Origin of the sequence: Salinibacterium sp. NSLL17, from assembly GCF_015864935.1 — a bacterium.
GTDB lineage: Bacteria > Actinomycetota > Actinomycetes > Actinomycetales > Microbacteriaceae > Rhodoglobus.
Genome location: NZ_JADYWH010000002.1, coordinates 625,842 through 645,432, shown reverse-complemented (window position 1 = coordinate 645,432; position 19,591 = coordinate 625,842). Strand labels below are relative to the sequence as shown.

Annotated in this window: 21 protein-coding genes; 8 read left to right on the top strand and 13 right to left on the bottom strand. The window is 62.1% G+C overall.

All coding sequences use genetic code 11. From position 1 onward, the window contains the following. Positions 1–24: 24 nt before the first annotated feature. The 6 genes from I6E51_RS12740 to I6E51_RS12715 all read right to left on the bottom strand — a co-directional run bounded on the left by I6E51_RS12740 (position 25) and on the right by I6E51_RS12715 (position 6,186). Positions 25–1,095, bottom strand: a complete 1,071-nt coding sequence (locus I6E51_RS12740; protein ID WP_197110528.1) for a C45 family peptidase — start codon at positions 1,093–1,095, stop codon at positions 25–27. Beyond that, positions 1,092–1,919 carry an ABC transporter ATP-binding protein gene (locus tag I6E51_RS12735; RefSeq protein WP_197110527.1) on the bottom strand — a complete coding sequence of 276 codons (828 nt, stop codon included), beginning with the start codon at positions 1,917–1,919 and terminating at the stop codon, positions 1,092–1,094. The genes I6E51_RS12740 and I6E51_RS12735 overlap by 4 nt, the downstream gene beginning before the upstream one ends. Then, complete coding sequence (locus tag I6E51_RS12730; RefSeq protein WP_197108414.1) at positions 1,916–2,713, bottom strand: ABC transporter ATP-binding protein; 798 nt, start codon at positions 2,711–2,713, stop codon at positions 1,916–1,918. The genes I6E51_RS12735 and I6E51_RS12730 overlap by 4 nt, the downstream gene beginning before the upstream one ends. Further along, on the bottom strand, positions 2,713–3,540 hold the full coding sequence (locus I6E51_RS12725) for an ABC transporter permease (protein ID WP_197108412.1): 828 nt from the start codon (positions 3,538–3,540) through the stop codon (positions 2,713–2,715). The genes I6E51_RS12730 and I6E51_RS12725 overlap by 1 nt, the downstream gene beginning before the upstream one ends. Next, complete coding sequence (locus tag I6E51_RS12720) at positions 3,537–4,478, bottom strand: ABC transporter permease (RefSeq protein WP_197110526.1); 942 nt, start codon at positions 4,476–4,478, stop codon at positions 3,537–3,539. Before I6E51_RS12720 ends, I6E51_RS12725 begins: the two co-directional genes overlap by 4 nt. A gap of 73 nt (positions 4,479–4,551) precedes the next feature. Further along, positions 4,552–6,186, bottom strand: coding sequence for an ABC transporter substrate-binding protein (locus tag I6E51_RS12715; RefSeq protein WP_197110525.1), 1,635 nt, complete (start codon positions 6,184–6,186; stop codon positions 4,552–4,554). Positions 6,187–6,319: 133 nt separating this feature from the next. Between I6E51_RS12715 and I6E51_RS12710 the strand changes: the two genes are divergently transcribed. Beyond that, positions 6,320–7,396, top strand: coding sequence for a LacI family DNA-binding transcriptional regulator (locus I6E51_RS12710; RefSeq protein ID WP_307783979.1), 1,077 nt, complete (start codon positions 6,320–6,322; stop codon positions 7,394–7,396). Here I6E51_RS12710 and I6E51_RS12705 read toward each other — a convergent pair. The 3 genes from I6E51_RS12705 to I6E51_RS12695 form a co-directional block, all read right to left on the bottom strand. Then, a complete protein-coding gene (locus I6E51_RS12705) occupies positions 7,362–8,738 on the bottom strand; it encodes an NAD(P)/FAD-dependent oxidoreductase (protein WP_197110524.1) in 1,377 nt (458 codons plus the stop codon). The genes I6E51_RS12710 and I6E51_RS12705 overlap by 35 nt on opposite strands. 450 nt (positions 8,739–9,188) lie before the next feature. Then, positions 9,189–9,722: a hypothetical protein gene (locus tag I6E51_RS12700; protein ID WP_197110523.1), complete on the bottom strand. Its 534-nt coding sequence runs from the start codon at positions 9,720–9,722 to the stop codon at positions 9,189–9,191. 4 nt (positions 9,723–9,726) lie between these two features. Further along, on the bottom strand, positions 9,727–9,984 hold the full coding sequence (locus I6E51_RS12695; protein ID WP_197110522.1) for a hypothetical protein: 258 nt from the start codon (positions 9,982–9,984) through the stop codon (positions 9,727–9,729). A gap of 292 nt (positions 9,985–10,276) precedes the next feature. On the opposite strand from I6E51_RS12695, the gene I6E51_RS12690 reads away from it, so the two are divergent. From I6E51_RS12690 to I6E51_RS12670, 5 genes are all read left to right on the top strand, one after another. Then, positions 10,277–10,726: a hypothetical protein gene (locus I6E51_RS12690; protein WP_197110521.1), complete on the top strand. Its 450-nt coding sequence runs from the start codon at positions 10,277–10,279 to the stop codon at positions 10,724–10,726. A gap of 114 nt (positions 10,727–10,840) precedes the next feature. Then, on the top strand, positions 10,841–11,572 hold the full coding sequence (locus tag I6E51_RS12685) for a hypothetical protein (RefSeq protein ID WP_197110520.1): 732 nt from the start codon (positions 10,841–10,843) through the stop codon (positions 11,570–11,572). Positions 11,573–11,707: 135 nt separating this feature from the next. Then, positions 11,708–12,670: a metal ABC transporter substrate-binding protein gene (locus tag I6E51_RS12680; protein ID WP_197110519.1), complete on the top strand. Its 963-nt coding sequence runs from the start codon at positions 11,708–11,710 to the stop codon at positions 12,668–12,670. Then, on the top strand, positions 12,667–13,407 hold the full coding sequence (locus I6E51_RS12675) for a metal ABC transporter ATP-binding protein (protein WP_197110518.1): 741 nt from the start codon (positions 12,667–12,669) through the stop codon (positions 13,405–13,407). The genes I6E51_RS12680 and I6E51_RS12675 overlap by 4 nt, the downstream gene beginning before the upstream one ends. Beyond that, positions 13,404–14,276, top strand: coding sequence for a metal ABC transporter permease (locus tag I6E51_RS12670; protein ID WP_197108391.1), 873 nt, complete (start codon positions 13,404–13,406; stop codon positions 14,274–14,276). The genes I6E51_RS12675 and I6E51_RS12670 overlap by 4 nt, the downstream gene beginning before the upstream one ends. A 47-nt stretch (positions 14,277–14,323) precedes the next feature. Here I6E51_RS12670 and I6E51_RS12665 read toward each other — a convergent pair whose 3' ends face one another. From I6E51_RS12665 to I6E51_RS12650, 4 genes are all read right to left on the bottom strand, one after another. Next, positions 14,324–15,070, bottom strand: a complete 747-nt coding sequence (locus I6E51_RS12665) for a metal-dependent transcriptional regulator (RefSeq protein WP_197110517.1) — start codon at positions 15,068–15,070, stop codon at positions 14,324–14,326. Between the two features lie 101 nt (positions 15,071–15,171). Beyond that, positions 15,172–15,714: a hypothetical protein gene (locus I6E51_RS12660; RefSeq protein ID WP_197110516.1), complete on the bottom strand. Its 543-nt coding sequence runs from the start codon at positions 15,712–15,714 to the stop codon at positions 15,172–15,174. 335 nt (positions 15,715–16,049) lie between these two features. After that, positions 16,050–17,495 (bottom strand): deoxyribodipyrimidine photo-lyase, encoded by a 1,446-nt coding sequence (locus I6E51_RS12655; RefSeq protein WP_197110515.1) that lies wholly within the window; start codon positions 17,493–17,495, stop codon positions 16,050–16,052. Between the two features lie 30 nt (positions 17,496–17,525). After that, positions 17,526–17,987 carry a MepB family protein gene (locus tag I6E51_RS12650; RefSeq protein ID WP_231600047.1) on the bottom strand — a complete coding sequence of 154 codons (462 nt, stop codon included), beginning with the start codon at positions 17,985–17,987 and terminating at the stop codon, positions 17,526–17,528. Positions 17,988–18,085: 98 nt separating this feature from the next. On the opposite strand from I6E51_RS12650, the gene I6E51_RS12645 reads away from it, so the two are divergent. After that, a complete protein-coding gene (locus I6E51_RS12645; protein ID WP_197110514.1) occupies positions 18,086–18,424 on the top strand; it encodes a hypothetical protein in 339 nt (112 codons plus the stop codon). A 117-nt stretch (positions 18,425–18,541) separates the two neighbouring features. Continuing rightward, positions 18,542–19,432 (top strand): mechanosensitive ion channel family protein, encoded by an 891-nt coding sequence (locus tag I6E51_RS12640; RefSeq protein ID WP_197110513.1) that lies wholly within the window; start codon positions 18,542–18,544, stop codon positions 19,430–19,432. Positions 19,433–19,591 lie beyond the last annotated feature (159 nt).

The window sequence follows — 19,591 nt, the reverse complement described above, 5'->3', positions numbered from 1 at the left end:
CGGTCAGCGGTCAGCGTGCGGCGATCAGCGTGTAGCGACCAATCGGATGGTTGTTTCGGCGGTGGCATTTTTGGGGGAACCGGGGGAGACAGTGATAGCTCGTGCCGCGGCATCCAACGTAATGGTGGCTAACGTTGCCCAGCGGTCGCCGAACACTGCGCCAATGGCGGGAACGCAGCAGAGTTGGGCGGCGTCACCCGGTTCGGAGAAGAGGTAGGGGATGAGGGCGCTCGCCGTGGTCGGCAGCGGTGCGGCGGCTGCTCGTTCGGTAAGAACGTCGTAGCGTGCTTGGGTGTCTGGATCGTAGAGCCCCAGTTTTTCGCCCTTGCTCAGCTCGGGGTCAACAAAGTGGTTGGTGTGGATGAGCACGCCATCGGTTGGCTCGAGCACGGCGGCGCCGTCGGGGTTCAGCTCGACTGTGACGGAACCTTCGGGGCTCACGACGGTGATGGCGCTGGACGTGCTCACGGGTGCAGTGCGCAGAATTTCGACCGCTTCGGCCAGGGTCGACGCTTCGGCGAGAACGCGGGCGGCAACAAGGTGCACGGGCACGCCGTCTGGCCGGTCTGCTTGGTGGCCGAGGATGTTGAGCATGATGCCCACTCCGGCGTCATTGATTCCGATTTTGCCGAGGATGCCGTGCTCAGTCAGGCCGACAAAGGTGCGGGGAGTGCCGGTGACTTCGTGCAGGTGCCAGCAGTCGGCGAGGTCGTCGTGCCAGTCCCACGTTTGGGCTCCGACCGGGCTCTCGCGGGCGTTGACGATGGTGGAGCATTCGCCCGGTTTGGTGCCGATCGCTTGAGAGAGAATCTCGGTGCGAGCGTTCACGGCGGCGATCTTCCAGAGCGGCAGGTCGCTTCCTTCGGCTACTCCGCGCATTTCGGCGGCGAGGTCGGCGCTCCAGCGTTCGGTGACGATCACGGCGTTGTCGGCATACTTCTGTACATCGCCGAGGCTGATTCCGGATGTCTCGAAGAGGTCGAGATAGATGGCAACGCCGCGCTTCAGAGTCTCAGCAATCGCGACGCCGCGGCTCAGGCCGCGGTGGAAGGCATCCGCTGAATTGATCTGAATAAAGGGAGGGGTGGTGCTCATGATGCGATCTCTTCCCGAAGCTTGCGGATCATTCCTCGCTCGGGCTTCCAGCCGGGGCGGGGCGCGCAGGCGAGGAGAAGTTGAGTGTACGGATGCTGCGGGTTGGTGAGCACTTCGGCGGTCGTTCCCCGCTCCACGATGCGGCCCTGGCGCATCACCACAACCTGATCGGCAATCATCTGCACAACAGAGAGGTCGTGCGTGATGAAGAGGTAGGTGAGGCCGTGAGAGGTGCGCAGGTTTGCGAGCAGTTCAAGGATTTGGGCTTGAACCGTCACATCGAGCGCGGCGACGGATTCGTCGAGCACGATGACCGCGGGGTCTGCCGCCAGCGCACGCGCGATAGCAACCCGCTGCTTCTGGCCGCCCGACAATTCGCTGGGGAGGGCGTCGAGAAACCGAGGTTCGAGACCGACAAGAGTGAAGAGCTCAGCGCAGCGCACCTGTCGCTGCGCTCGGTTGAGGTTTGAGTGAGCTTTGAGCACTTCGTCTACCGCGACGCGCACGGACAGCCGTCGATTGAGCGAGCTTTGCGGGTCTTGGAACACCATCTGGATGTCGCGGGCGCGGCGTCGCAGTTCGCGTCGGTTCGCACGCGGTGCGACGGGCTTCCCGCTCACCGTCACGGCTCCGGAGTCTGGTGTTTCGAGCCCGACTATGATGCGCGCGAGCGTGGTTTTTCCTGAACCGGACTCGCCAACGACGGCCAAGCACGAGCCCTTGTCGACGCTGAGCGTGACGTTATCGAGTGCCTTCACCTGCTGTTTTGGCCCGCTGTGGAAGGTCTTGTTGAGTGCGTCTACGGTGATAGCTGGGGTAGTCATGAGGTCGGTCCGCCTTCCGGGGTCCAGGCGAGTCCGGCCGGGCGCGACTCCATCAGGGCTCGGGTGTACGGATGTTGAGGGTTGTCGCGAAGCTGTACTGGCAATCCGATTTCCACTATTTCGCCATCTTTCATCACAGCGATCCGGTCACACACTGCTGCGGCCAAATCGAGGTCGTGAGTAACAAACAACATGGCCATTCCGAGCTCGTGGCGGCACTCGTCGAGGATGGCCATCACTTCTGCTTGGGTGGTGACATCCAGAGCGGTGGTTGGCTCATCGGCAAGCATCAACCGTGGCCGTCCGGCAATGGCGCCCGCGATGACAACGCGCTGAAGCATTCCGCCGGAGAGCTGGTGCGGGTAGGAACGCAGCACGCGGTCAACGGCATCGATACCGACCTGTTCGAGCAGTTCGCCAGCGCGAAGCTTCGCGGTTTTCGTGGGCTGCCCTTGAGCGTCATGCATTCCCTCAATGAGGTAGCGCTCGACAGGGAGCACGGGGTTGAGCACTGCGTGCGGGTTCTGGGCGATCATCGAGACGTCGTTGGCCCGCATCCGCCGTAATGCTTCACCGCTGAGACTGCGAACGTCGACGCCATCGAACGTGATCGTGCCGGTGACCTGCGATCCCTCTGGTTCGATGTGCAAGATGGAGCGTAGGGTCATGGACTTGCCACTGCCCGATTCGCCAACAAGGCCGACTGCTTCGCCCGCAGCGACAGCGAGCGACACTTCGCGCAGAATCTGCAGATCAGGGCCAATCGTGAGCGAGAGGTTGTCAATGTTAAGCATCAGGCTTTCCTCCCTGCGGCGGCACGGCCACCGAGTCGTTCTCCGACGTAACCGAAGGCGGCCACGGTGATGACGATGCTGAGTCCCGCGAGAACGCTTTCTGCGGGGTAGCCGTTCAAGAGTGATTGCTGTCCACTCGACACCATGAGTCCCCAGTCGGCTGCCGGCGGTTGCACGCCGAGGCCAAGGAACGAGAGTGCCGCGAGCTCGATCATCGCGAACCCGAAGTTGATGGTGGCGCCGGTCACGATGAGCGGTGCGACGTTCGGCAGAAGGTGCCGCGCGGTAATCACAATTCCGGGGATGCCCTGCAATTCAGGAGAGCGGATGTAGGGCAGGTTGCGCTCACGCATCGCCATACTGCGAACCACGCGAGCGGAATACGGAATGTAGGCCACCGACAGCGCCAGTGCTGCTGTAGTGAGGCTGGGACCGAAGACCGCGATAGCGAGCATGGCGAGCAACAGGTTGGGGAAAGCGAAGAGAAGGTCGAGTACGCGGCTGAGGAACGAGTCAACGATGCCGCCCCACCAGACGGCGGTGAGAGCGATCAAGGTTCCGAACACCGCAGTGACAGCGACGACGATGAGTGGCCCGGTGAGGCTTGACCGTGCTCCCCAGAGCAGGCGCGAGAAGATGTCGCGGCCGGCCTGGTCGGTTCCGAACAGGTGCTCGAAAGACATTCCCTGGTAGCGCTGGGTGACAGATCCGATGGTCGGGTCGTAGGGCGCAATGAGAGGGGCAAAGAGCGCACCGAGGACGACTACGGCGATAACTCCACACGCAATGAGGCCTAGTGTGCCCATTCGTTCAGCGAATTGTTTCATCGGTTCGTCTCCACTTTCACTCGCGGGTCGATGGAGGCGTAGAAGAGGTCAACCAGAAGGTTGATGATGCCGAACGCAGCGACCAGCACGATGGCGATGGCTTGCACGACGGCGAAGTCTTTTCGCTGCACGGCATGAACCAGCAGCGTGCCGATTCCGTCGAGGGTGAAGGCGTATTCGACAACGAATGACCCGGCAATCAGCCCGGCGATGTGAACGCCGACGATGGTGCTCACGGGAAGCATCGAGTTGCGGATGACGTGGCGTCTCATGACGAGACGTTCGGCTACTCCACGAGCTCGAGCCATTACCGAATGCTCGGAGTCGCGTTCCTCACGAATAGAGGTGCGAGTGATGCGCGCCACGACGGCAGACGAGGGGAGGGCGAGGGCGAAGGCGGGCAAGGTGAGGTGCCACACCCGGTCGATGAAGCCGTCTCCAGATCCGAAGACAGGGAACCAGCCGAGGCCAACGCTGAAGATGCTCATGAGGATGAGAGCGGCGAAGAAGGTGGGAACGGCGAAGCCCAAGTTGGAGCCGAGGAGGATGATCTTGTCGACGATGCCACCGCGGGTTCCGGCCAGAATACCGAGGCCAACGCCGAGCACGATGATGATGAGGGCGGCCAGTGTGACCAGCATCAGTGTGGTGGGCAGTCGGGCGGCCAAGAGGTCGCCCACATCCTGCTGGTTGGCAAGCGAGCGACCGAAGTCGCCATGAAGCACGTTGGTGAGCCAGTTCCAGAATCGCACCAGGAACGGGTCATCGAGGGAGTACTGCGCTCGAATAGCTTCGAGCACTTCTGGGCTTACCGTTCGTCCTTGAACGAGAAAGTTTTCTGGGCTTCCCGGTGCCGCATACATGGCGGCGAACACGAGGAAGCTGGATGCGATGAGGACGCCGATGAGCGCCGCCAGTCGTCGAAGTATGAAGGTCACGGAATGAGCCTTTTCATTGGAGCCGAACCCCGGGGGCCGCGGGCGTGAGCCACGCGACCCCCGGGCGTGTGAACTATTCGCCCGAAGCGCCGAGGTCGGCAGCCCAGGGGTAGTACAGGTAAACGAAGGATGCGGGAGCACCCGTGACGCGGTCATTCATGAACAGTCGAACGGCAGGGTCGACGATCGGGATCCAGGTCAGATCCTCCATCACGAGTACTTGCGCTTCGTTCACGAGTTCAGCGCGCGCACTGTCATCGGCGGTTGCAGCGGCCTCGTCCAGCAACGCGTCGATGGAGGAGTTGCTGTAGTCGTTGTAGTTCTGCGATCCACCGGTTCCGGCGATTGCGCGGAGGAACGCGAGCGGGTCAGGAACGTCCATGTAGTTGTAGGTCACGAACGCGTCGTGGCCTTCGCGGGCTGCGGGGTCAGAGAAGAATGCACCGAACTGGGCGCTGGGCACACCTTCCGGCTCAACAGTCAGGCCAATGGCGCGGGCGCCGTTGGAGATCTCCGAGATGATGTCGGCGTAGTAGGTGCGCTCTGACGGGTACACGATCTTGATCGGCTCGGTGAGGTCGACCTTGGCGTCCTTCAGAACTTCCTTGGCACCTTCGATGTCGATTTCTGCCGAGGCGAGTTCGTCGCGGCCTGCCGTGAATTCGGCGTCGCCATATGACCAGCCGTTGTCGGGAACGAGAGACTGTGACGCGCTCGCCGTGCCTTCAAAGACTGTCGCGGCAATGGCATCCCGGTCGGTCGCCATCATGAGCGCCTGGCGAACGGCGGGGTCGGCGAAGATGCCGTTTCCGGTGCCGATGATGCCGACGATCTGCAACGAATTGCCGAGGTAAAGGGATCCCTCGGTCGAGCTCTGTAGCGACTTGAGCGCACCGAGCGGCACGTCGTACGAACCGTCGATCGCGCCCGTGTCGAGTGCGGTGGCGATAGCGGCTGCGTCAACGATGAAGTTGATGTCGACCTGAGCCGTCTGAGCCTGCTTGTCACTGTTCCAGTAGTTGTCGTTCTTGATCAGCGAGATCGACTGGCCCTGGTCCCAGTCTCCAACGGAGAACGGGCCGGTGCACATGACCTTGCCGGTCGGGTTGCCGAAGGTGTCGCCAGCTGCTTCGCGGAAGTCTTGCTCCACGATCGTGCCGACGGGGGTCACCATGTAGGAGTTGAAGGCGGCATCAGGCTTCGAGAGCGAAACGGTAACTTCCCAGTCAGCGGTCTTCTCGATGGAAGCAATGTTGCCGACGAGCCCGCCGGCCCAATAGCTTCCTTCGTCAGCATCCAGGTGACGACCGAGGCTGTACACGACGTCATCGGCGGTCATTTCCTGGCCATCCCAGAATTCGACGCCCTCGCGAATTGTGTAGATGTAGGTGAGATCGTCGGGGGTTTCGACCTTTTCGGCCAACCCGGGTTCGATCGTGAAGTCGGGCTGCAACTGCATGAGTCCTTCACACAGGTTGGCCACAACGGTGTTCTCGGCGTAGTTGAACGACTTGATCGGGTCGAGCGATGCTGGCTCGCCGAAGGGAAGGTTCCACGTCACCAAATCGAGCTCGCCGGTGGCGGCAGGAGTGAGGGTGAGGAGGTCGTTGTTGTCAACGCTGGACGAGGTGTCGCTGCTGGTGCCTGCTGCGCACCCGGTCAGTGCGAGGGCAAGAATGCTGCCGATCGCTATTGCTTTTTTCTTCATTGAATTGCTCCTAGGTAGATCGAACCTGAACGCTAAGACGCTTGATGTGTGTGAAAACCTAGTTGACCAAAACGTTTTGGGGGAAAAATACCCAAAACGTTTTACATGCCGGAAACTCAGGTAGCCTGCCAGAGTGACCATTAACCAGCCACGCAGACGAGCGACAATCCATGACGTCGCCAAGCGGGCCGGGGTCTCGATCACCACCGTTTCTCACGCCCTCAATGGCAAGGGAGTCATTGCGGATGCCACCAGGAAGCGAGTCGTCGAAACCGCCGCTGATCTGGGATATAGCCCCGATGCGATCGCTCGCGGACTCCGCAGCCGTCGCCTCGGAATCCTGGGACTCGTCATCCGCCCGCTCGACACTCTGGGCTCCTACCAGCCGGAGGGTGTTGACTACTTTTTGCGGTTTGCGGGAGCCGCCGCAGTCGAAGCATTGGATCGCGGTTACGGGCTTGCGTTAATGCGGGACCCCACCGTTGGTAATGCCCCCGGCATCGCTCTGGCCGCCGATGGTTTCATCATTTCTGACCCGGTGGCCAGCGATCCGGTTATCGAATTGCTCACTCGAAACGGAATCGCGGTCGTCGCGGTCGGGCGTGATATTGAGCGACCGGAATTCAGCGCCTGGCTCGGCGCAGGCACTCACACCAACACGGATGCTGTTATCCAGCACTTTCTCGAACGCGGTGCCACGCGCATCGCGATTGTTACTGGCGAGGACAACAACTCGTGGAACGCCGATAGCGAGTTGACGTACCGGGCGTGGGCTGCGGAATGCGGACAAGCTCCGCTTGTGTACCACCAAGATGAGGGCTTAGGCGAGGCGGGTGGTCGCGCACTGGCCGAGCGGATGCTGGCCTCAGGCGAGCCGCTTCCGGATGCCATTTATTGCCTGACCGGGCGCCACGCTGCGGGCATGCAAGCTGGGCTGCAAGCGGCCGGCTATCTGATTCCCGACGACATCATGATTGCCTCAGGGTCTGACTCGGAGCAAACCAGAAACAGCGCTCCGCCCATAACTTCGATCGATTTGGCGCCCGAGGCAACGGCGAAGGCTGCGGTCACGTTCTTGGTCGAATTGCTCGATGGCGTGCCCGATGCCGATCCGGGCGCCGACCCTGACAGCGACGGCGGTGGCGATCCGGTTCCTCCGGAGGTGGACTACCGGATCAGAGACCGTGCATCGACTCGCTCAATCGGCTGAATGACAGCTCGTGCCCGAGGATGTTCTCGGCCGCACGATGACCGGAGCGTAGCGCCGCGGTGACGGTGGCTGGATCATCCGTCCACGTCGCTTCGCCCGCAAAGTGCAGCACGTTCTCGACCGGTGTGGCCATCAGGTCGTGGTCGTCGGGCGTGGACCCCGGGCGCATGTAGGCGTACGACCCGTACGAGTATGGATCGTCTTGCCAGCGCGTCACGAGCACTTCGTCGGGGTGCTCGACGCGCTCGCCGTAGAGCCCGCGCAGAGCATCGAGAACGGACGAGCTGATCTGTTCGTCGCTCCAGTCGCGCGCTTCGATGGCGCTGGGGCCGGCAGCGAACGTGAGCAGGGTGGGAACGCCGTGCAGATCGGTGAGGTCGTACCAGGAATGCCACCACTTGCCCGCCTCGCCCTGCTGGCGAATCGCGTAGACGCTCTCATCCCAGAAGCGAGTGGGGAAGCGCAGAAAGACCTTCTCGAAGTTGTTCATCTCGAAGCCGTCAATGGCGTGGGTGAGCCATTCGGGCAGCGCCGGCTCGAACGCGAGATCGCCGCTCTTGAGCACCCCAATCGGCACCGTTACGACCACGCGATCCGCGGTGAAATCGCCCTGCGCGGTGGCGACCGTTGCGCCCTGCTTTGACCAACGGATGCCGGTGACCACATGCTCGAGGCGAACGTCGAGTCCCTGTGCGAGATTCGTTGCCAGCTCGTCATAGCCGTCGGGGAACACCACCTCGTCGCCCTCGACCGTGTCATCGTCGAGACCGTGCGCATCGAGCAGCCCGGCGTGCACGCCGTACTGCTCCTCGGAGCGGTGCAGCACGAACTCGCGCACGCGCTCCGCCCGATCGGGGTTCCAGCCGAGCGTGGAAAGCGCGACGCCCATCGTCTGCTCATAGCTTGTGCCGAGAGTGGAAGCCTGCACCGCCGTCGCAAGGTGCGCGTCGAACGTGCGTACGTCATCCGCGAACTGGGCGACAGCGTCGTCGCTGAGGCGCTCGCCGGTGGGGCTGTAATAGGCGATGGGGCGGCCGGTGGGCTGGTAGCTGCCAACCGTGAACTCGACCGTGCGCATGCCGAAGGCGTTGACGATATCGGTGAGGGGGTTGTCGTCGACGCCGTGGATCCAGGATGCTCCGCGGTCGGTGGCAACGTCGCCGGAGCGTTCGGTGTGCGTGCGGCCACCCGTGCGGTCGCGGGCTTCGAGCACGAGCACTCGTTGGCCGGACTGGGCGAGAAAGCGTGCCGCGGTGAGCCCGGAGACTCCGGCGCCGACGACGATCGTGTCGAAGGCTGTCGCAGCCGGGTCTGCGGTAGGCGCGCTAGCGATGTCGGTCATGAGGTCACAGTAGCAACGTGGTGCTGGGTTCGGCTGACCTTGACGTCGGTTTAGGGCGAACCCCACGTGGACGGCTCGCGACCGCGAACGTCCGTAACGGGAACCTATTACGGGCGGTAGTCTTCGCGGTCTTCGTAGAGTGAGCGAGCGCTGGGATCTGCGCTTCGGCCACCGTTGGCCGCCCCGCCTAACTGGGTAAACACGAATGCCAGGCGCTTAGCGGCCCGACCCATCAAACTGAGAAACCGTGTGAACATCGTTGGTCCCTTCTCGGTTAGAACAACTATATTCAGCATCGCAGTTCGACTGCAATGCTCGCCTCCGCATCCCGGAGTTCGAACGGCGCCACTGGCGGAGTGCCGAATCCGCGCACCATGTTTCGGCGTGAGATCGTCATGTGGCAGACGCTAGCGTTGGTTTGGGATGAACCCCAATTAGGCAGCCAGTTGGTTAAGTCGCTGCTTCGAGCTCGGCGATATTGGTCAGGATGTACTCCGAGTCCACGAGAAAGATTGCTGGGCTGCATGTCTCGTCAGTGATGTTTACATCGCTGCCAGTCTGGATGTCGAGTGATAACGACCAGCACAAGCTCCTAATGTGACGTGCAGCTACTAGCCCTGAATCGAATCGTGCTAGCCCGGTTGTATATGCAGTAAGCGTCAGACGCTGTTCAGCCGTGTGGCCAGAGACGAGCCAAGTACCGTCCCCTGCAGGGCGAAACTCCGACAAGATCTCTTCATCGGTGAGGTCAAGTATCTGCAAGCTGAATCCACATTGGTCGAGTTTCGATTCGAATAGCTCAACGTCCTCGATAGGTGCTTCCTCCTCGGCTTGGATCTGAATGCAGGCCGAGGCGTCAGCGAATAGGAAGGCGGTGCGCTCTAGCGCCTTTACTTCGAGGTCGGCACCGATCTCATTGGCAGGGACCCCTACGCAGCTTCCAAGCAGACTTGTGCTGGCTAACAAGACGATTACTGATTTCACAGGCCTAGAGGGGCGCAAGTTCTGCCTCCAGGGCGTCAAAATGCAAGTTCGTGTCTACTGCGAAGGCCGGGATGGATGCAGCGGGAGTCCAGATATAAGCCCCGCTTCGGGGATTGCTGATAACGCTAAGCCACTCCTGGCCTAGCTTTTCGAGATGAATTACCTCATCGTTGGTGATCGCACCGCTGAGCTCAGCGAACGATCCAACAGCCGCAACGCCCGCAATGAGTTTTTGGGGCGCACCGTCAGCAGAGCAAAGCAAGTATGACCCTCACTGTCGAAATACGAACATTTTTCGATTTAGGGCGATGCTATCGCTTGTATTACTCCCTGGGCAATAGCGCAGCCGCGTTCGCGAAGGCCTGCTGTGCGGCCGCCAGACGCTCGCTCTGCTGCGCTTCACGGTCGAAATGTCGAGCAGGTAGACAGGTCGGCAAATGTGAGACATTATTGATTTCACATAGTTGAGACCGGAAAATTGGTGTGTGCGAAGACGCGTCGCACACAGCCCCACTTGCGCGGTTCGCTGGAACCGCAACCTGCTAAGGAGCCTAATGAGACGTTTGCTAACCGCGGCCGTATGCGCCGGAATGCTGATCTCTGTTTCTGCATGCACCCAAGTCGAGCCGCCACCGCCCACCGAACCTTCGTCAAGCGCAGCCGCGACTTCGTTGGAGGAGGGCAACGTTGGGCTGTGCCATTCGCTCTCGATCGAACTCATGACGGTGAACGGCGTGGTCTCGGGGTATGAGGCCGGCGAGTTGAATAGGGAATCGTTCGATTACATGATTGCCACTATTGCCGACGGCTTCCCGATCCTTGGAATCTTGCACAAGGACGCGCTTTTGAGCAGCCAAGTCGACGACCTACGTTCGGCAATCACGGAGCTAGGCGCCGACGGTGCCGAACCGGCCGTAGGGGACGCGTCAGCGTTGGGAGAAGCGACGACGGCGCTCGCTGTCGAATGCGATGCAGTCGGCGCACCTTTGAGCTTTTACCAGTAGCCACAGGCGAGTCGCCCTCTCGATGCCGATGACGATGCCGATGCCAGGTGTGAGGTCACAGTAGTAATGCGCCCCCGCATTCGGCTGACCCGCTCGCGATAAAGTGGCGATCACATGAAGAGCTCAGTGAGTCAGTTGCGCGGTCGTGGATTCTTGCGCGACGAAGACCTCGATGCGTCCCGTCATCTGTCGGCGGCCGAACTGACGCGACAGTTGGACTCCACTGACGCTGTCGAGCGATCAGCCGCAGTCCGGTTGCTCTCGCGTGCTGCGGGACCGGATGCTTCGTTGGATCAGCTTTTCGTGGAGCGACTCACACGAGAGACCAAGCTCTATACCAAGCTCGAACTGTGCGAAGCGCTCCAAGCGGGCGGCCAAGAAACCGCCCAGCGGCTCATTCCGCTGCTCGGTGCTATTGGGCGGAATCAGCACGAACAGCCATCCACTGAAGCGTTCAAGAAGACTAGCTACCCGCTTCCGCGAGACATCGTGGCGCGAGTTCTCGCCCGGATGGATCCTGTGGTGTTGCCGCCGTTAATCGCGGCCGTTGTCGACGGGCCACGGACGCGGGCAGTCGAGGCGATCGATGCCGTCGGCTTCCTATGTTTCTACTCAGCGGTGACAACGCCGGATCGGCTGGCAGCGCTGAACGCGCTCACCGAGAAGCTTCGGGGCAACCCTGATGACGAGCTCATGCAGTGGAAGATTGTGCGTGCGCTCGAGAGTTTCAATCATCCCAACGCCAAGCTCCTCCTCGAACGACTCGTCGCGGGAAGTACCAATCCGGTGATAGTCCAGGAGGCTCAGCGATCGCTCGCATTAGTGGTCGAGCAGCCTGCGCTGTAGAGGGTTTTGTGGCGTTCTCCTGCGCCAATCATGCGCAGTAGAAAGATTCGCAACTTTTGCTGGTTCGCCGCATTTTCGAGAAACTACGTCTAGGCGTAGTTTCTTAAAGAGGCTCTCCCAACTTAGGATCAGAACATGGGAATCAGAGCCGCAACAGGTCGCACGCGCACCGCACGCGCGATGCTGATTGCCGCTGCAGCATCCGCCCTTCTGCTCGGTCTCGCTGGCTGCACGGCGGCTTCGGATGCTGGCGCCACGACTGACCCGAACGACGACCGCCCTGTCGTGCTCACGACCTTTACGGTGCTCGCCGATATCGCCGAGAACGTGGCCGGCGACAACCTGCGGGTGGAATCCATCACCAAGGTGGGGGCCGAGATTCACGGCTACGAGCCCACGCCCGGCGACATTGCCAAGGCGGCCGAAGCCGACCTGATTCTCGACAACGGGCTCAACCTTGAGGCGTGGTTCGCTCAGTTCGTCGATGGTCTCGACGTGCCGCACGTGGTTGTTTCTGACGGCGTCGACACGATCAACATTGCCGAGGATGCCTATGAAGGGCTGCCCAATCCGCACGCATGGATGAGCCCCCTCAACGCACAGATTTACGTCGACAATATGGAAGCCGCGTTCGCTGAACTCGACCCCGAAAACGCCGCCGACTACGCCGCCAATGCCGAAGCGTACAAGGCTGAGCTGCAACTTGTGAACGACGAGCTCACGGCCGAACTCGCCGAGTTGCCGGCGTCGCAGCGGGCTCTCGTCTCGTGCGAAGGAGCGTTCTCGTACCTGGCGCGCGACGCTGGACTGAGCGAGCATTACCTGTGGGCGGTCAACGCCGAGCAGCAGTCGACGCCCCGCCAGATCGCGTCGGTGATCGAGTTCGTGCGAGACAACGACGTGCCCGCCGTGTTCTGCGAATCCACAGTCTCCGATCGCGCGATGCAGCAAGTGGTCGAGGCCACTGACACGACCTTCGGCGGAACCCTCTACGTCGACTCGCTGTCGGAGGACGGTGGCCCGGTGCCGACCTACCTCGAGTTGCTGCGCCACGACGCCGAAACCATCATCGCCGGATTGACCGGCGCCACGGAATGAGTGTGCCCGCCATCGACGTGCGCAACGTCACCGTTCACTACGGCGACGTGCTCGCGCTCGACAACGTGAGCCTCAGCCTCGCGCCGGGCCGCATCTACGGCCTCATCGGCATGAATGGCTCGGGCAAGTCGACCCTCTTCAAGACCATTACCGGGATGCTGCGCCCCGACCACGGAACAGTCACGTTGGCAGGTCAGCAGCCTGCACTCGCTCGCAAGGCCGGAGCGGTCGGCTACGTTCCGCAGAGCGAAGACGTCGACTGGGCGTTCCCGCTCTCGGTTCGCGATGTGGTGATGATGGGCCGCTACGGGCACATGGGTTTTTCGCGTCGACCCAAGGCTGCCGATAAGGCTGCCGTCGCCGAGGCTCTCGAACGTGTAGAACTGACGGACCTCGCCGACCGCCAAATTGGCCAACTCTCGGGCGGCCAAAAGAAGCGGGCGTTCGTGGCGCGCGGCATCGCCCAGGGCGCGACGATCCTGCTTCTCGACGAGCCCTTTGCCGGGGTCGACAAACGCTCCGAGGGAACGATCACGAAACTCTTGCGCGAGCTCGCCGCCGAGGGTGCCACGGTTCTCGTCTCGACCCACGACCTCAATGCGCTGCCGAAACTGGCAGACGAGGCAATCTTGCTGATGCGCACGGTGCTGCTGCAATCCACTCCCGCCGAGGTGCTGAAGCCCGAAAACCTTGCGCGCGCCTTCGGCCTCGATGTCACGGCGGGAGACGCCGCGTGAACCCTCTCGACTTCCTTCTCGAACCCCTGAGCTACGACTTCATGGTGCGGGCCCTCGCCACGAGTGTGACCGCGGCTATCGTGTGCGCCGTGCTCTCGTGCTGGCTCGTCCTCATCGGCTGGTCGCTCATGGGTGATGCTGTTTCGCACGCCGTGCTCCCGGGTGTGGTGCTCGCCTACGTCGTCGGCGCCCCCTTTGCCCTTGGTGCGGTCATCTTTGGTTTCCTTGCCGTCGCCCTCATCGGCATCGTGAGAAACACGAGCCGCATCAAAGAGGATGCCGCGATCGGCATTGTCTTCACGACACTGTTCGCCCTGGGAATCGTGCTCATCTCGGTGACCCCGTCGCAGACCGACCTCAACCACATCATCTTCGGCAACCTCCTCGGAGTCTCCTGGGCCGACCTCACCCAAGTGCTCATCCTCGGCGCGATCACACTCACGATCCTGCTCGTGAAGCGCCGCGACTTCACCCTCTACGCCTTCGACGCCACCCACGCCCACGCGATCGGCCTTAACCCCAAGGTGCTCGGCGCTGCGCTTCTCGGGCTCCTCGCCCTTACCGCTGTCGTCGCGCTTCAGGCCGTCGGCGTCGTTCTCGTCGTGGCACTGCTCATCATCCCCGGCGCCACCGCGTACCTGCTCACCGATCGCTTCTCGCGCATGCTCGTGATCGCCCCAGTGATGTCGGCGCTCGCGGCCGTCACCGGGCTGTACCTCAGCTACTACTTAGACACGGCATCCGGCGGCATGATCGTGCTCGTCGAAGGCTGCATCTTCGCGCTCGTTTACCTGTTCAGCCCCACGCAGGGCGTGATCGGCAAGCGACTCGGTGCGATGAAGCGGCAGCGGATGCTCGCCGCCCAGTAGCTCGGAAGACACCGCCAGCGCACCGAACCCGCGCGGTGCGCCTCAAGTCATTCGGCGAGGGTGCCGCCCGATACGTAGAGTGCGTCGGTCGCGCTCCGGCCCAGGCTAATCGGCACAGCGGATTGGCGCACTGCACCACCCGGCGCCTCGCCGCTCGCCCCACCGGTTTCTCCGCCGACGCCACCGAGCACCACCACCTCGAGCGCATCCGAATACGGTGCCCCGGCATTCACGCTGAGGGTCGCTTCGAACCCGATGCCGCGCTCTTCGAAGAACTTGAGCAGCTCGGGGTCGTCGTCGGAGATGCGTTCGACGACCACGGTGCTGCCGGGGGCGACGCGGCTGAGCTGCACGGCATCCGGAATCGTGATCACGCCGTCGGCGCTGGGGATGGGATCGCCGTGCGGGTCACGGGTGGGGTGCTCGAGAAACTCGTCGATGCGTTCGACCATGAAGTCAGAGACGGCGTGCTCAAGGTTTTCGGCTTCGTCGTGCACTTGGTCCCAGGTGTAACCGAGCACGCTCACGAGAAACGATTCGATGAGGCGGTGGCGGCGAACCATCGCGACGGCGTGAGCACTACCCACCGCGGTGAGAGCGATGGAACCGTAGCGGGCATGATCAAGGAAGCCCTGATCGGTGAGGCGACGCACGGCATCCGAGACGCTCGACAGCGTATAGCCGGTGCGCTCGGCGATCACGGTGGCGGTGACGGGCGCATCGGACCATTCGGAAAGGCTCCACACAGTCTTCAGGTAGTTCTGGGTGCTGACCGAGAGCTCTGTGACCGACATGCGCCCAGTCTAAAGCCGAAGATTGAAGTACGGGCAGACGTAGTTAACGAAACTTGCCCCCGCCCGGAGAACATCGGGCGAGGGCAAGCGGGTGAAGAAAGTTAGTTGAAGATTCCATTCAGACCGAGGTCACCGGTGATGTCACCGACGATGTCGTCTGCGTCAACAACATCGTCGAGGATGTCGTCGACATCAACAATGTCAGTGACGTCGGTCACTACGTCAGTGGCGTTGTCGACAACGTCGGTTACCTGAGTGGCGTTGTCGACGACGTCAGAGACGTTGGCGTCGTTCGCTACGTCAGAAACGTTCGCGGAGTCGCTCACGTTGCCAACAGCGGTGTCGTTGCCCGAAGCTACGGGAGCGTTGACCTCGTTGCCTGAAGCAACAGCGTTGCCGTTGAGGAGGTCACCGTTGAGGATGCCGCCGCCGAGAACGTCGCCACCGAGAAGGTCAACGTCGCCGACCTCGGGTGCTACGACGACGGGGATGTCGGTCTGCTTGGGGGAGGAGTAGGAGTATGACTTCGTCGAGGTGTAGCTATCACCGGTTGCTGCCATGGCGGGAGCTGCTGCTCCGACTGCGATGAGGGCTACTGCGGTAGCGGTTGCGCCGAGCGTTGTCTTCTTCGTAAATGCGTTCATGACTGAACTCCTTCTTACGTGGTCGGCCTCCGTAGAGGCTCTGCGTCTCGAGGCTTTCCCGAGGCGCAATGAGTACTCCGGAGTGCGGCCGTAACCGGTTTGGGGGTCATGTCAAAAAAGTTGAAATTCGAGCAATCTGGGGTGCGGATGCTGGCTGTCGGGGGCCTCGGATCCGCATGATTCCGGTGCTATTGGCGCAAGCTGGCAGTCAACTGAGTGGAGTCTGGTGAAGTGCCCAGTGCTGCATCCAACGGTCGATTCGAGTTTGTTGGGCGCGCGAAGGACGGCCGCCGTGTGGCTGCCGTGAGCCTGCTACGCCGACCCCGGGGGAGTCCTTATTCGGCCGCTGCAGCTTTCACGGCCGTGTACGCCTCGAGAGCTTCGCGGCGGGTTTCGGCGAGATCCACGATGGGTTCGGGATACGCGTCGGTGCCGAGTTCGGGAATCCAGTACGAGACGTAGTGGCCCGCGGGGTCGAACTTTTTCTGCTGCAAGACCGGGTTGAACACACGGAAGTAGGGGGCGGCATCCGCACCGGATCCGGCAACCCACTGCCAGTTGGCGGGGTTGCTGGCTTCGTCGGCGTCGACGAGGGTGTCCCAGAACCACTGTTCGCCGGCCCGCCAGTCGATGAGCAAGTTCTTGATGAGGAAGCTCGCGACGACCATGCGTACGCGGTTGTGCATCGTGCCGGTGTGCCAGAGCTCGCGCATCCCGGCATCGACGAGGGGGATGCCGGTGCGGCCGCGGCGCCACGCGTCGACTTCGCTGACACCGGCGGGTTCGTTCACGTCGCCGAGTTGGTCGACGGTGTAGCCCCAGGGAAAGGCGTTGTAGGCGGGCCGGTAGCTGTCGGTCGCGAGGCGCGGGTTGTCGAAGAGCAAGGCGGTGGAGAATTCGCGCCAGCCAATTTCGCTGAGGAACTTGGCGACGTTCTTGCGGGCGGCGGCGGGCACGTCGGCGGAGCCGTCACCGGCGCCGCTACCGTTGCCGCGCAGCCGGTTCCAGACCTGAGTGGGGCTGATCTCGCCGAACCGCAGGTGCGGGCTGAGGCCACTCGTGGCATCCACGGCAGGTTCATCGCGGCGGTGATAGTCGGCGAGGCGTTCGGCGACGAAACTCTCAAGGCGAGCGTGGGCGCCGTCTTCGCCGGGAGTCCAGGTCTCGCGCAGTCCTTCGGCCCAGTCGGGGCGGGTGGGCAGCAGATTCCAGTCGGCGAGGTCGTCGCTCGCGGGGGAGTCGGCAGGCCAACTCAGCTCGGCTGCGGTCGGCGCCGACAGTGTATCCCGCACCGGACGATCTTGCGCCGCACGCCAATACGGAGTGAAAACCTTGTACGGCTCGCCCTGCCCATTGCGGATATGCCACGGCTCGTTCAACAGATTGCCCTGATGGCTTTCGACCGAGAGCCCCTGCTCGCGCAGGCTAGTTTTGAGGCCAGCGTCAATATCCCGGGCGGCCGTGTAGCGGCGGTTCCAGTGCACCGAGGCGGCGCCGAGCTCGTCCACGAGCGCCGGCAGCACCTGCGCGGCCGGGCCGTGACGCAGAGTCAGTTGGCCGCCTAGATTCTGCAGGGCGGCATCCAGAGCAGTGAGGCTGTGATGCAGCCACCACTTGCTGGCCGAACCCAGCGGGCGGATGCCGTCGCCGGTTTCATCATGAATGTAGACGACAACAAGCGGTCGGTCTTCGCTCGCGGCCGCCGTTAGCGCAGGGTTGTCGGCTAGTCGCAGGTCGTTGCGCAGCCACACGACGGAGGGCTGATTCTGGTTTCCGCTCACGGCTCAACTCTAGGGTCGGCGGCTGACTATTTAGCTGAGCAGGTGAAAGTGCTCGCATTGCCACTGCTGCGTGTTCTGGGCTTGGCGATTGCGGGTGTCGGCCCAGGGCGGGTACACGCGAAAACCGCGCTTGCCGCCGCGGCCGCCATCCGAAACGATGCCGCGGACGATCAGGACGCTGAGCGGAAAGACGAACGCACCAAAGCCGTTGCTGTCGCGGGTGGCGACGACGAGGTGCTGGGTGCCATCGTCGCTGGGGAATGGTTGCGTGGTGCCGTCAGTGTCTCGCCGCCAAACGGTGACGAAGAAACCCGGCTTAGTGGGGGTCAGTTTTGCGACCCGAAACCGGGTTGCAGCAGGAAGCGTGGTGACGGCCCCGTACTCGGCGTTGTCGGGCTCGGCCACGAGTTGATCGTGCTCGGGCAGTACGTCACCGAGAGCATGGATGGCGCGGGCTACATCCGGATGCAGCGGGGCAGTGGTCACGGTCATCCGTTCGATTCGGCGGTCGTGTCAGCCTAGGCCGAAGCGCGCGCGATCGCCGCACGTGTGGGCTGGTGGAGCAACGCTTTCTGGGTAATACTCTGGGAATGACCGCACGCACGGCAGGCCCGCTGAATGAACGATATGAGGTGCTGGGCATTCTGCTATTCGTCTTTGCGGGGTGTGGATTTGTGGTGCTGAGCGCTCTGGCGGGCACTGCGACCATCATGGCGAGTGGGGTGCCCGCTGTGGTCCCTGTGGCCTGGAACGGTCAGGCGTTGGTTGTTGCTGGTGCCGCGTGGTGGATGGGGTTGGCGGCCGCTCTGGCGGGGCTGGCGATCTGGATTATCCGAGCCAAGGCAAAAAGGACACTGTTGCCGTGGGCGATTGTTGACTGTGCCCTGATGGCCGTTCTTATCGTGGTGGTGTGGCTTTTTGCCCTGTAGCGGTGCCCGTTAAATGAGTTGGTTGACGCCTGCGGGGTGGTGTTGCCGGGGGCGTAGACTCGCGCAAAACAGTTGTCGGTGTCGATGGCGGCGTTTCGAGCGAGGGGTTACCGTGCGATGACAGGATCTGGTTTTCGGCAGGAGTCGGTCGATTTCGGCGATGTGATTGAGCGTGTGGAGAACATTTTCTCCTCCCTATTTCTTTCCCTCCCTAATGTGATCATCGGCATTGTGGTCTTCCTCATTTTTTGGGCCCTGTCGTGGGCCGTGGCCAAGCTCGTGGGGCTGGCTATGCGGCGGGCGGGCCGGCCGCGCGGGCTCCAGATGGTGCTGAGCCGCCTTACTGCTTGGAGCATTCTCACCTTTGGGCTGCTTGTCGCGCTCACGGTGATCTTTCCGACCATCACCCCGGCGTCATTGTTCGGAGCTCTGGGCGTTGGCGGTGTGGTGATCGGCTTCGCCTTCCGCGACATCTTTCAGAATCTGCTTGCCGGCATCCTGATTCTGTTTACTCGACCATTTCGCATCGGTGACCAGATCGTGTCGGAGAATCATGAGGGCGAGGTTGTGGACATTTTGGTGCGTGCAACGCTGCTGCGCACCTATGACAACCGGGTGGTGGTGATTCCCAACAGCGAGCTCTACACGAAGCGGGTTGTCGTGAACACGGCGTATGAGAACCGCCGGCTCAGTGTTGAGGTGGGGATTGGCTATGACGAAAGCATTGCGGATGCTCGTGCCGCCATCCTTGAGGCGATTGCGACCTTGCCGGGCATCGTCACAGACCCGACGCCGGAGGTTCTCGTGAATCTGCTCGGCGACTTCAGCGTGATTCTTGAGGTTCGCTTCTGGATTAGCCCACCGGATCGTCGCGAAGCGGTTGAGGCACAAGATCAGGTTCTTGAGGCGATCAAACGGGCACTCACGGCGGCCGACATTGAGATGCCGTTCCCGATCCAGAAGATCATGCTCGATCCGCGGGAGCCCCGCAGCGAGGACAGTCTCTAGCCGCAGGCGTCGTGACGAGGTTCGCGGTCAATTGCTTGATTGTGGAAGTTTGCTGGGGTGCCCGTTAAATAGTTCGAGGGCCGGTTTCAGAGGCATGAAACCGACCCTCTCCCTTTGCACCAAGAGTGTCCTGCAATCACATTCCGCAGTAGCTGCCAC